The following is an 11,674-nucleotide window of genomic DNA, read 5'->3' as shown; positions in this document are numbered from 1 at the left end:
CACGACGAGGCCCCCGGCAGTACACCGGAGGCCTCGCGCACTCGACGCTCGTCAGCCGCACTGGCAGGGGTTGCCCGACTGGCACCCGCAGCCGCAGCCCGAGCCGCAACCGCACGCGCCGATCACCATCAGGTTCCTGATCTCGGCGGGCTGCTCGGTCGCGCGTTCCTGCGTGGGGTCGGGCGTGCCACTGGGCGTGCCGGGGGCTTCGGCCATGGTCCCTCCTAGGGCTGGTGGCTTTACCCATTCCATGCCCGCGTCAGCGGGCGCATCAACAGCGCACGGAGGCGAAGGCGAGACCCGGCCACGCCGCCCCCGCCCGCCGACCACGCCGTCTCCCGCCCGCCGACTACGCGGTCTCCCGCCCGCCGACCACGCCGTCTCCCGCCCGTGGCGCCGCGTTCCCGCCCGTCGGCTGCGCCGCGACCGAGCCCATCGCCCGCGCCGCGTTCCGGCCCGTCGGGTGCGCGCTACCAGTCGTCGGCTACGCCGTGCCCCCGCCCCGTTGGCTGGAACTCCGGTCGGAGCTCGTCCGCGTGCGCCTACCCGTCACCAGCCCTCGGCTGCGCCGCGAACGAGCCCGTCGGCCGCCACGCGACTCCGCCCGTAGGCCCGGCCGCGTTCCCGCCCTTATGCCGCGCCGCGACCGAGACGGTCGGCTGCGAAGCGACTCCGCCCGTGGGCCGCGCCCCGTTCCCGCCCGTACGCCGCGCCCCGACCGAGACCGTCGGCCGCGAAGCGACTCCGCCCGCCGGCCGCGCCGCTTTCCCGTCCGTCTGCCGCGAAGCGACTCCGCCCGTCGGCCGCGCCACGACCGTGGGCCGCGCCACGACCGCGACCCACGGTCGTGGAGTTACGCCGTGTCCCCGCCCATAGGCTGGATCTCCGGCTGGGTGTCCGGCTGGAGCTCGTCCGCGTGTTCACCCGTCACCAGGAACACCACACGCTTGGCCACGGACACCGCGTGGTCGGCGAACCGCTCGTAGTAGCGGCCGAGCAGGGTGACGTCGACGGCCGTCTCGATGCCGTGCTTCCAGCGGTCGTCCATCAGGTGCTGGAAGAGCGTCCGGTGCAGCAGGTCCATCGCGTCGTCGTCCTGCTCCAGCTGCATCGCGAGGTCGATGTCCTTGGTGACGATGACCTCGGCCGCCTTCGCCATCAGGCGCTGCGCGAGCTGGCCCATCTCCAGGATCGTGGCGTGCAGGTCCTGCGGCACCGCCCGCTCGGGGAACCGCAGCCGGGCCAGCTTGGCCACGTGCTGGGCGAGGTCGCCGGAGCGCTCCAGGTCGGCGGACATGCGCAGCGAGGTGACCACTATCCGCAGGTCCGTCGCCACCGGCTGCTGACGGGCCAGCAGCGCGATGGCGCGGGCCTCCAGGTCGTGCTGGAGCTCGTCGACCCTCTTGTCGGCCTCGATCACGTGCTCGGCCAGCCTCAGGTCGGCGTCGAGCATGGCCGTCGTGGCGCGTCCGATCGCCGACCCGACCAGCCGGGCCATCTCCACCAGACCGTCGCCGATCGAGTCCAGTTCCTCGTGGTACGCGTCCCGCATCAGGGTTCCCTCTCGTGCGTCTTTCAGGGGGTGTCGCCCCCGCGGCCTCTCGGGGCCCGGCCCTGGGGTTGCCCGGGGTGCGGCCCCGCGGTCTCATGGGGCTCGCCCCCACGGTCGCTCAACAGTTCCCAAGGGGGTTCCGCCCCTACGTTCCCACGTTCGACCCTGTACGCGTCCGTTTCGGCCACCCCAAATGAATCAGTACTGGCTCCAAGGTGAACTCTGGGCGACGAGTGTTCGAGGTCGCACATCCATGGCTGTGGCCATACCGTTCGCCATGCCTAACCTGGACGCATGGACGTGAACGCGGCGGTCGCCGCAGCGGCAGCGATCGCCGGGGTGCTCACCGGCGTCATCGCCATGCTGGCGTTCCGCTGGAGCGAACGCGACCTGAGCCGGCCCACCCGGACCTCCCTGCACACCGACCCGGTGCTCCCGCCCGGCGTCGACACCGTGCTGTCAGTGCTGCGGTCCTCGGCCGTCGTCCTCGACGAGGCCGACGCCGTGGTCAAGGCCAGCTCCGCGGCCTACGCCCTCGGCCTGGTGCGCGGCGGCAGGCTCGCGGTGGAGCCGATGCTGCAGATGGCCCGCGACACCCGCCGGGACGGCGAGATACGCCAGGTCGAGCTGGACCTTCCCAAGCGCGGTGGCGGCCGCGGCGAGGCCCTCGCGGTCTCCGCCCGCGTCGCCCCGCTCGGCTCCCGTCTGGTGCTGCTGCTGGTCGAGGACCTCACCGAGGCCCGGCGCATAGAAGCGGTCCGGCGGGACTTCGTCGCGAATGTCAGCCATGAGCTCAAGACCCCGGTCGGCGCGCTCTCCCTGCTCTCCGAGGCCGTCATGGACGCCTCCGACGACCCCGAGGCCGTGCAGCGCTTCGCGGGCCGCATGCAGATCGAGGCGACCCGGCTGACCAACCTGGTCCAGGAACTGATCGACCTCTCCCGGGTGCAGAACGACGACCCGCTGGACGACGCCGAACCGGTCCGGGTGGACGAACTGGTCGCCGAGGCCATCGACCGCTGCCGCCACCAGGCGGGCACGAAACAGATCACCATGTCCCCAGGAGGCCACGCCGACCTGCACGTCTGGGGCCATCGCGGCCAGCTCGCGGCCGCCCTCGGCAACCTCGTGGAGAACGCCGTCAACTACTCGCCCGCCCGCACCCGCGTCGGCATAGCCGCCCGCCGCGTGAACGGGGTCGGTGGCGACTCGATCGAGATCGCCGTCACCGACCAGGGCATCGGCATCTCCGACAAGGACAAGGAGCGCATCTTCGAGCGCTTCTACCGCGTCGACCCCGCCCGCTCCCGCGCCACCGGCGGTACGGGCCTGGGGCTGGCGATCGTCAAGCACGTGGCCGCCTCGCACGGCGGGGAGGTCACGGTGTGGAGCTCGGAGGGACAGGGCTCCACGTTCACCCTGCGACTGCCGGAGGCGGGCGCCGCCCGCGACCGCGCGTACCAGCACCCCGCCCTCGACTATGAGAGCGACCCGGGCGCGACGGGACACTCGGCCCACTCGTCCCGCACCCCTTCTACCCCTTCCCCCGAGTCAACCGCGTACCAGACGCTTTCCGCCCCGGAGGTCCTTCCGTGACCCGAGTGCTCGTCGTCGAGGACGAGGAGTCCTTCTCCGACGCCCTGTCGTACATGCTCCGCAAGGAGGGCTTCGAGGTCGCTGTCGCGTCCACGGGCCCCGACGGACTCGACGAGTTCGAGCGCAACGGCGCCGACCTCGTCCTCCTCGACCTGATGCTGCCCGGCCTGCCGGGCACAGAAGTGTGCCGCCAGCTGCGCGGCCGCTCCAACGTCCCCGTCATCATGGTGACCGCCAAGGACAGCGAGATCGACAAGGTCGTCGGCCTGGAGATAGGAGCCGACGACTACGTCACCAAGCCGTTCTCCTCCCGCGAGCTGGTCGCCCGCATCCGCGCGGTGCTGCGCCGCCGCGGCGAGCCGGAGGAGGTGGCCCCGGCCGCCCTGGAGGCCGGTCCGGTCCGCATGGACGTGGACCGCCATGTGGTGACGGTCTCCGGCTCCAAGGTCGACCTGCCGCTGAAGGAGTTCGACCTGCTGGAGATGCTGCTGCGCAACGCCGGCCGGGTGCTGACCCGTATGCAGCTGATCGACCGCGTCTGGGGTGCCGACTACGTCGGTGACACCAAGACCCTCGACGTCCACGTCAAGCGTCTGCGCGCCAAGATCGAGCCGGACCCGGGGGCCCCGCGCTACCTGGTGACGGTCCGCGGTCTCGGCTACAAGTTCGAGCCGTAGGCCGCACCCGCGCGACCCCGCGCGGCCGGCGTCACCCACGACGAAGGGCGGGACCTCCGAGGAGGTCCCGCCCTTCGTCGTACGGCTGCGGCGGTCAGTGACCAGCCTCGCCCTCCGCGCTCTCGGAGGCGGAGGCGGACGCCTGGTCGGCCGGCGTGCCCGAGGGGGACGCGGACGCGCCCTCGGCGGGCTGGCCGCTCTCGGTGGCCGCCGGGCTGGTCTCCGGGGCGGACGGGGCCTCGGTCGGGCCCCATTCGGAGAAGTAGCTCTGGGCCGGCACGACGAAGGCCTCCAGGCTCACGTCGCCGGTCTCGCTGAAGGCGAAGGTGACCTTCTGGTTGGCGCCGTCGACGAGGGCGCTGCCGTCGGCCAGCACGGCGGAGGCGTTGCCCTCGCCGCCGATGACGACGGAGCCGCCGGCCGGGACGGACAGGCTGCCGCCCTCGGTGGCCTTGATCTCGGCGGTGCCGATGCCGTCCACGGTGATGGAGTCCACCGTCTGCGCGGAGCCGCCGGAGTTGAACAGAGTCGCGGAGACCGCGGCCGGGCCCGCGGCGTCGGCCTCGGGCTGGATGATCACCACCGCGTTCTGGATCTTGATGTCGCCGACGCTGGTGGCCGCGTTGTCCGGCTTGACGCCGAGGGTCTGAGCGTCGTTGCCGGCACCGCACGCGGCGAGCGAGGCGATGGCGAACGCGATGACGGAGGCGGCGAGGGCGCCGCGTCGAAGGCTGCTGCTCACGGCGGCGGCAACTCCTTGAACGCAGGGGCGGCTCCCTGGATAAAGCCGCTCTAAGTGTCTGTCAGCGGCCCCAGGTTACCGAGTCGTTCCCGCGCGGCCGCACCCGACCCTCCCCTCGGCCGGTCGCGTCGCCCGGCAGGGGGCGCGACGGGACTTCGCGCACCCTTGAAGGTGACTCCGGAGTCACCTCGGGCGAGGCCCGTCCGGCATTCACACAAACCACTGCCGCAATGCCCGGCGATCCGCTCGCAAATTTTCCGTGAAGGAATGCGCCAAGGCCCGGAAATTGATCACCGGGAGCCGGGCCGGACGACTGAGCGGATCAATTCCGGATTCGTCTGGTACCCGACTCATCTCACCGAACGGAGTAGCGGAAGTCGATCACTTGGAAGCGGACATATCGGGATGTTCGGCCACGTGGAGGAGCCCCCGAGCTTGCGTAACGTGCTCGTTTCAGCCCGTACGGAGAGCCGCTCCGACCTGCGAATACCTTGTCCCGCGACCCCGGCGCAGCACGTCCGTGTTGCTGTTGTCAAGCCCCGAGATATGCCCTGACCTGCGAAAACGCCATTCAGCAACCGTCGTTTCCGTGTTACCCTGGATAGCCACGGAAGGGGTACCTGTCACATGACGTTCAAGGTTGGCGACACCGTGGTCTATCCCCATCACGGGGCCGCGCTGATCGAGGCCATCGAAACTCGCCAGATCAAAGGCGTGGACAAGACCTACTTGGTGCTGAAGGTCGCCCAGGGTGACCTGACGGTACGTGTGCCAGCGGACAATGCGGAGTTCGTCGGCGTGCGTGATGTGGTCGGGCAGGACGGGCTCGACCGGGTCTTCGAGGTGCTGCGCGCGCCGTACGCCGAGGAGCCCACGAACTGGTCCCGTCGCTACAAGGCAAACCTGGAGAAGCTCGCCTCCGGCGATGTCATCAAGGTCGCGGAGGTCGTGCGTGACCTGTGGCGTCGCGAGCGCGAGCGCGGACTGTCCGCCGGTGAGAAGCGCATGCTCGCCAAGGCCCGCCAGATCCTGGTGAGCGAGCTCGCCCTCGCGGAGAACACCAACGAGGACAAGGCCGAAGCCCTGCTCGACGAAGTTCTCGCCTCCTGAGGCGGCGCGAGCCCCGTTGACCCGGGCGCGAGTCCGGTCGGCTCAGCACACCGAAAATGCCGTGGTGCCCGATGACGCTTTTCCTGTCGCCGGGCGCTGCGGCATGTTCGTACGCGGACTCCCTACGCCGAAGGTGCGCCGACTCCGTACGCCGGAGGGTGTCCCCCGGTACTGTGCGGGCCCGGGGCACCGGCTCGACCGGAAGTCACGGAAGGGGCCGGTCGACCCGTGCCCAGCAGGCACCGCTGAGGCCATACCCACCCAGGCCGAGCACACAAACCTGACAGGAACCGATGTCTGACGTTTCGCGCCCTTCGCTTTCGGACACCGCCTCCGAGGCCCGTGCGGCACGTACCGCCGCCGTCATCCCGGCCGCGGGCCGGGGCGTACGTCTGGGCCCGGGTGCCCCGAAAGCGCTCCGCACGCTGAACGGCACGCCGATGCTCATCCACGCGGTGCGGGCGATGGCCGCCTCCCGCGCGGTCTCCCTGGTGCTCGTGGTGGCCCCGCCCGACGGTGCCGCCGAGGTGAAGTCGATGCTCGACGCGCACGCGCTGCCCGAGCGCACCGACTTCCTCGTCGTGCCCGGCGGCGACTCCCGCCAGGAATCGGTCAGGCTCGGCCTGGACGCCCTGCCGCCCGGCTACGACATCGTGCTCGTGCACGACGCCGCCCGCCCCCTGGTGCCGGTCGACACCGTGGACGCCGTGATCGAGGCCGTCCGCGAGGGCGCCCCCGCCGTGGTGCCCGCGCTGCCGCTGGCCGACACCGTGAAGGAGGTCGAGCCGGCCGGCACCCCGGGCGCGCCCGAGCCGGTGCTGTCCACCCCGGAGCGGGCCCGGCTGCGCGCGGTGCAGACCCCTCAGGGCTTCGACCGCGCCACGCTCGTGCGCGCCCACGAGTCGGTCACCGAGAACGTCACCGACGACGCGAGCATGATCGAGCAGCTCGGCCTTCCCGTCGTGGTCGTCCCCGGCCACGAGGAGGCCTTCAAGGTCACCCGCCCGCTCGACCTCGTCCTCGCCGAGGCGGTCCTGGCCCGCAGGAGGCTCAACGATGGCTTCTGACGCGCCTGGTCTTCGGCTGCCGCCGGGTGGCCACATGCTGCCGCAGGTCGGCATCGGCACCGACATCCACGCCTTCGAGGACGGCCGCGAGCTCTGGTGCGCCGGGCTGAAGTGGGAGGGCGAGGGCCCCGGCCTGGCCGGCCACTCCGACGCCGACGTCGTCGCCCACGCCGCGTGCAACGCCCTCTTCTCCGCCGCCGGCCTCGGCGACCTCGGACAGCACTTCGGCACCGGCCGCCCCGAGTGGTCGGGTGCCTCCGGGGTGACCCTGCTGACGGAGGCGGCGCGCATCGTCCGTGAGGCGGGCTTCGTGATCGGCAACGTCGCGGTACAGGTCGTGGGACCGAGGCCGAAGATCGGCAAGCGCCGTGACGAGGCCCAGAAGATCCTTTCGGAGGCGGCGGGCGCTCCCGTCTCGGTCTCCGGCGCGACCACCGACGGCCTCGGCTTCCCCGGCCGGGACGAGGGCCTGATGGCGATCGCGACCGCACTGGTGGCCAGGGTGAACTGAGTCGCCCGGCGCCGAGGCCCGCGGAAGGGGACACGGACCGTATCGATGAGCGGCTCAGCGCGTTGGGAGCGACCGGCCCCCACAGACAGACCCGCTGGTCACCACGGCCAAACCGCCGGAGGGCACCCCGCACTACTCCGCGCCCACTACCCTGGACCCGTGACTATTCGCCTGTACGACACCAGCGCCCGGCAGATCCGTGACTTCACCCCGCTCACGCCGGGCTGTGTCTCGATCTACCTGTGTGGTGCCACCGTGCAGGCTGCCCCGCACATCGGCCACATCCGCTCCGGTCTGAACTTCGACATCATGCGCCGCTGGTTCGCGTACCGCGGCTACGACGTCACGTTCATCCGCAACGTCACCGACATCGACGACAAGATCATCGTCAAGTCGGCGGACCAGGGCCGCCCCTGGTGGGCCATCGGCTACGAGAACGAGCGCGCCTTCGACGACGGCTACACCGCTCTCGGCTGCCTGCCCCCCACCTACGAGCCCCGAGCCACCGGCCATGTGCCCGAGATGGTCGAGATGATGCGCGGCCTGATCGAGCGCGGTCACGCCTACGAGGCCGACGGCAACGTCTACTTCGACGTGCGGTCCTTCCCCGAGTACCTGAGGCTGTCCAACCAGGAGCTGGACAACCTGCTCCAGCCCTCCGGCGAGGGCGAGACGGGCAAGCGCGACGCCCGCGACTTCGCGATGTGGAAGGCTGCCAAGCCGGGCGAGCCGAGCTGGGAGACGCCATGGGGCCGGGGCCGCCCCGGCTGGCACCTGGAGTGCTCGGCGATGGCCCACAAGTACCTGGGCACCGCCTTCGACATCCACGGCGGCGGACTGGACCTGATCTTCCCGCACCACGAGAACGAGATCGCCCAGGCGAAGGCCTTCGGCGACGAGTTCGCCCGGTACTGGGTGCACAACGCCTGGGTCACCATGAGCGGCGAGAAGATGTCCAAGTCGCTCGGCAACAGTGTGCTCGTGTCGGAGATGGTCAAACACTGGCGCCCGGTCGTCCTGCGCTACTACCTCGGCACCCCGCACTACCGCTCGATGATCGAGTACAGCGAGGACGCCCTGCGCGAGGCCGAATCGGCGTTCGGCCGTATCGAGGGCTTCGTGCAGCGTGTGGTGGAGCTGGCCGGGGGACCGGTCGAGCCCGCCGCCGAGGTGCCGCTGGCGTTCGCCGAGGCCATGGACGACGACCTGGGTGTGCCGCAGGCCCTCGCGGTCGTGCACACCACGGTCCGGCAGGGCAACAGCGCCCTGGCCGCCGACGACAAGGAAGCCGCCGTCGCCCGCCTCGCCGAGGTCCGTGCCATGCTCGGCGTCCTCGGCCTGGACCCGCTCGACCCGCACTGGGCGGGCGAGGCCGACGGCGGCGAGGACCTGCACGGTGTGGTCGACGCCCTGGTCCGCATGGTGCTGGACCAGCGGGAGGCGGCCCGCGCCCGCAAGGACTGGGCCACCGCCGACGCCATCCGGGACCAGCTGAACCAGTCCGGCCTCTCCATCGAGGACAGTCCGCAGGGCCCGCGCTGGTCGCTCGGTCCGCGGTAGCCACCGTCCTTGATCGATTGTGCCGCCCGGCAGTCCGGGCGGCACACTGCATATACGTACGCACGCACGCTTCACACAGACAGGTAGGTCATGGCAGCCAACAACCGCCGCATGTCCGGCAAGAAGGGCGCGCAGGTCGGCAGTGGCGGCCAGCGGCGCAGGGGCCTGGAGGGCAAGGGCCCGACCCCGCCCGCGGAGATGCGCAAGGGTCACAAGAAGAACCGCATCGCCACCGCCAAGGCCAAGCAGGTCCCGGCGCGTCGTCCGGCGGCGCGAGGCCGCGGCGGCAAGGGCACGTCCGAGCTGGTCGTCGGGCGCAACCCGGTCGTCGAGGCGCTGCGCGGGGGCGTGCCCGCCTCCATGCTGTACGTCCAGCAGTTCATCGACAACGACGAGCGGGTGCGCGAGGCGCTCCAGCTCGCGGGTGAGCGCGGCGGCATCCACCTCATGGAGGCCCCGCGTCCCGAACTGGACCGGATGACCAACGGCCTCAACCACCAGGGCCTGGTCCTCCAGGTCCCGCCGTACGAGTACGCCCACCCCGAGGACCTGCTCGACGCGGCCGCCGACGAGGGCGGGTACCCGCTGATCGTCGCGCTGGACGGGGTCACCGACCCGCGCAACCTCGGTGCCGTGGTGCGGTCCGTCTCCGCCTTCGGCGGGCACGGCGTGGTCGTGCCCGAGCGCCGCGCGGCCGGTATGACCGCCGGTGCCTGGAAGACCTCCGCCGGTACGGCCGCCCGCACTCCGGTGGCCCGGGCGACGAACCTGACCCGGGCGCTGGAGTCGTACAAGAAGGCCGGCGTCACGGTGGTCGGTCTGGCCGCCGACGGCGAGGCCGACCTCGGCGCGGTGGACGCGCTGGGCGGGCCGGTCGTGATCGTGGTCGGCAGCGAGGGCAAGGGCCTGTCGCGGCTGGTCGGCGAGACCTGCGACGTCCGTGTCCGCATCCCGATGCCGGGCGGTGCCGAGTCGCTGAACGCCGGTGTGGCGGCGGGCATCGTGCTGTACGAGGCGGCGCGCCGACGGGCCTGAACACACGTCCACAGGACCACCCGGACGGGGTAATCCTCGCGTTCAGGACAAGCTTGACGGGGTCCGGACAGATCCGGCAGGTCAAAGCAGTGTCCTAACCTCGCGTCACTCGGTTAGATGAGTGTGGACACCAGAACACCCCGCACACCGACGGGGGACCGCTCGTCGGGATTCGCTTCCGGGCTCGATGACGCTCCCGCGCTGAGCATGGTGAAGGTGCCGAGCGATCCGGCGCAGATCATCGTCAACCATGCGAGCTTCCGCGTGCAGTTGGGGGCCTCCTCGCGCCGCGCCCAATCCGTGCGGGTCGCACGGCACTTGGGCGCCGGCGCGGACACCGGCCGCATCCCCGTGGCCGGCGGCGCGGGCGCGGCGGCCCGGCCCGCCGCCCGCCGCCGCGCCGTTGTCTGGAGCGGCCGCTCGGCCCCCGACGACACCGGCGCCCACCGCCTGCTCCAGGCCGTGCGCACGGCGGGCGTCCGCTCCGCCGAGGAGACCGCCGACGCCGGAGCCACCCAGGTCATCCCCCGCGTGCCCGGCCCCGGCTACGACGACGTCTACGGCAGGCTCGACCAGACGGTCGAGACACCCGTCCTCGGCGCCCAGCGCACCCCCGAAGGCGCCGGTACCCGGCTGCTGCCCCATATGCGCAGCGTCGGCAGCGCCTACGACGAACCGGTCTACGGCCAACCGGCATACGACGAACCGCCATACGACGAACCGGCCTACGACGACGAGCGGTTCGACTACGGCGAGACGGAACAGGCCAACTCCGAACGGCGCTCCGGACGGCACGCCGACGACACCGCGCGGCACGCGTACTACCCCGGCCGCCGCCTGAACCTCGGCGTCGTCCTGCTCCCGCTGCGCGTCTTCCTCGGCTTCATCTCCATCTACGCCGGCATGGGCAAGCTGTGCGACCCCGTCTACTTCGACGGCGGCAAGCGCGGCTCGATGGTGAAGTGGCTCAACACCCTGCACCCGTGGGAAGTCGCCGAGCCGCTGCGCCAGTTCGCCCTGCAGCACCCGGTCGGCTCGGGCCTCGTGATCGCCTTCCTCCAGGTCGTCGTGGGCGTCCTCACGGTCCTGGGCTGCTGGCAGCGGGTCGCAGCGGTGGGCGGCGCGCTGCTCTCGGCCGCGCTGCTGGTCACCGTCAGCTGGAAGAGCGTCCCCGTCTACGACGCCCCCGACATCATCTACCTCGCCGCCTGGTCGCCCCTGATCCTCGCCGGCGCCCCCGTCTACTCCATCGACGGCCGGCTGGCGGGCATGGCCTGGCGCCGGATCGGCCCCCGCTCCGATCTCTGGGAGCTGCGCCGCTACGTGCTGCGCCGCGGCGCCCTGGTCAGTGTCATCGTCATCGGGCTCACCCTGCTCCTCGGTTCCCTGCTGGGCGGCGCGGTCCGCGACGCCGACCGCATCGTGGTCCCCGGCCCCGGCGACGCCCCGCGCAACGAGCTGCCCGGCTCGCCGCTGCCGCAGGAGCCCGCGGAGCGCGAGAAGGAGAGCAGCAGCCCCTCGGCGGCCGCCACGCCCACCCAGGAAGCTCCCTCGGCCACGCCGACCGAGGGCGCCGCGACCACGCCCGGCGCGACCCGGGACACCTCCACCGGCAGCTCGCCCAGCCAGACCCAGGGCACGGTGGGCGAGGCTCCGCCGCAGCAGTCCTCCCCGGTCGAGCAGCCCCCGAGCACCGGATCCGGGCCCAGCTCCGGCGGCGCCACCTCCTCCGGGGGCACGGGGTCCGGCGGCGGCGGGGAGCCCACCGCCGAGCAGCCGCCTGGACTGGTGGGTGGCCTCCTGGGCTGACCGCCCCACATGACG

General features: G+C 71.8%; 11 protein-coding genes. 8 read left to right on the top strand and 3 right to left on the bottom strand.

The features are described from left to right. Positions 1-51 precede the first annotated feature (51 nt). Positions 52-216, bottom strand: coding sequence for a hypothetical protein (locus ABZZ79_RS12245; protein ID WP_356688825.1), 165 nt, complete (start codon positions 214-216; stop codon positions 52-54). A 637-nt stretch (positions 217-853) separates the two neighbouring features. Beyond that, positions 854-1,552, bottom strand: coding sequence for a phosphate signaling complex protein PhoU (phoU, locus tag ABZZ79_RS12240; RefSeq protein WP_356688824.1), 699 nt, complete (start codon positions 1,550-1,552; stop codon positions 854-856). Between the two features lie 294 nt (positions 1,553-1,846). Between phoU and ABZZ79_RS12235 the strand changes: the two genes are divergently transcribed. Then, positions 1,847-3,148, top strand: coding sequence for an ATP-binding protein (locus ABZZ79_RS12235; protein ID WP_356688823.1), 1,302 nt, complete (start codon positions 1,847-1,849; stop codon positions 3,146-3,148). Beyond that, positions 3,145-3,825, top strand: a complete 681-nt coding sequence (locus tag ABZZ79_RS12230) for a response regulator transcription factor (protein WP_356688822.1) — start codon at positions 3,145-3,147, stop codon at positions 3,823-3,825. Before ABZZ79_RS12235 ends, ABZZ79_RS12230 begins: the two co-directional genes overlap by 4 nt. Before the next feature lie 94 nt (positions 3,826-3,919). Here the strand turns inward: ABZZ79_RS12230 and ABZZ79_RS12225 are convergent, their stop codons facing one another. Next, positions 3,920-4,567 carry a DUF461 domain-containing protein gene (locus ABZZ79_RS12225; protein WP_356688821.1) on the bottom strand — a complete coding sequence of 216 codons (648 nt, stop codon included), beginning with the start codon at positions 4,565-4,567 and terminating at the stop codon, positions 3,920-3,922. A gap of 627 nt (positions 4,568-5,194) precedes the next feature. On the opposite strand from ABZZ79_RS12225, the gene ABZZ79_RS12220 reads away from it, so the two are divergent. The 6 genes from ABZZ79_RS12220 (at position 5,195) to ABZZ79_RS12195 (ending at position 11,659) form a co-directional block, all read left to right on the top strand. After that, entirely contained in the window at positions 5,195-5,677 is a 483-nt protein-coding gene (locus tag ABZZ79_RS12220) for a CarD family transcriptional regulator (RefSeq protein WP_003953493.1), read from the top strand. 293 nt (positions 5,678-5,970) lie between these two features. After that, on the top strand, positions 5,971-6,744 hold the full coding sequence (gene ispD / locus ABZZ79_RS12215) for a 2-C-methyl-D-erythritol 4-phosphate cytidylyltransferase (RefSeq protein WP_356688820.1): 774 nt from the start codon (positions 5,971-5,973) through the stop codon (positions 6,742-6,744). Then, a complete protein-coding gene (ispF, locus tag ABZZ79_RS12210; RefSeq protein WP_356688819.1) occupies positions 6,734-7,255 on the top strand; it encodes a 2-C-methyl-D-erythritol 2,4-cyclodiphosphate synthase in 522 nt (173 codons plus the stop codon). Before ispD ends, ispF begins: the two co-directional genes overlap by 11 nt. Positions 7,256-7,414: 159 nt before the next feature. Further along, the gene (gene cysS / locus ABZZ79_RS12205; protein ID WP_356688818.1) at positions 7,415-8,815 is read left to right on the top strand and encodes a cysteine--tRNA ligase; all 1,401 of its coding nucleotides are present in this window, start codon (positions 7,415-7,417) and stop codon (positions 8,813-8,815) included. A 90-nt stretch (positions 8,816-8,905) separates the two neighbouring features. Further along, the gene (rlmB, locus tag ABZZ79_RS12200; protein ID WP_356688817.1) at positions 8,906-9,850 is read left to right on the top strand and encodes a 23S rRNA (guanosine(2251)-2'-O)-methyltransferase RlmB; all 945 of its coding nucleotides are present in this window, start codon (positions 8,906-8,908) and stop codon (positions 9,848-9,850) included. A gap of 117 nt (positions 9,851-9,967) precedes the next feature. Beyond that, positions 9,968-11,659 carry a DoxX family membrane protein gene (locus tag ABZZ79_RS12195; RefSeq protein ID WP_356688816.1) on the top strand — a complete coding sequence of 564 codons (1,692 nt, stop codon included), beginning with the start codon at positions 9,968-9,970 and terminating at the stop codon, positions 11,657-11,659. Positions 11,660-11,674 lie beyond the last annotated feature (15 nt).

Source organism: Streptomyces sp. NPDC006458 (genome assembly GCF_040612135.1).
In the GTDB taxonomy this organism is placed as follows: Bacteria; Actinomycetota; Actinomycetes; order Streptomycetales; family Streptomycetaceae; genus Streptomyces.
The sequence above is the reverse complement of the archived record's forward strand: the minus strand, read 5'-3'. Positions and strand labels throughout refer to the sequence as shown.

What these genes read in the sequence shown, in the direction of transcription:
- ABZZ79_RS12235 (WP_356688823.1), top strand. Translation starts at nt 1,847, where the DNA reads ATGGACGTGAACGCGGCGGTCGCCGCAGCGGCAGCGATCGCCGGGGTG.
- ABZZ79_RS12220 (WP_003953493.1), top strand. Translation starts at nt 5,195, where the DNA reads ATGACGTTCAAGGTTGGCGACACCGTGGTCTATCCCCATCACGGGGCC.
- phoU (WP_356688824.1), bottom strand. Translation starts at nt 1,552, where the DNA reads ATGCGGGACGCGTACCACGAGGAACTGGACTCGATCGGCGACGGTCTG.
- ispF (WP_356688819.1), top strand. Translation starts at nt 6,734, where the DNA reads ATGGCTTCTGACGCGCCTGGTCTTCGGCTGCCGCCGGGTGGCCACATG.
- ABZZ79_RS12245 (WP_356688825.1), bottom strand. Translation starts at nt 216, where the DNA reads ATGGCCGAAGCCCCCGGCACGCCCAGTGGCACGCCCGACCCCACGCAG.
- ispD (WP_356688820.1), top strand. Translation starts at nt 5,971, where the DNA reads ATGTCTGACGTTTCGCGCCCTTCGCTTTCGGACACCGCCTCCGAGGCC.
- rlmB (WP_356688817.1), top strand. Translation starts at nt 8,906, where the DNA reads ATGGCAGCCAACAACCGCCGCATGTCCGGCAAGAAGGGCGCGCAGGTC.
- ABZZ79_RS12195 (WP_356688816.1), top strand. Translation starts at nt 9,968, where the DNA reads ATGAGTGTGGACACCAGAACACCCCGCACACCGACGGGGGACCGCTCG.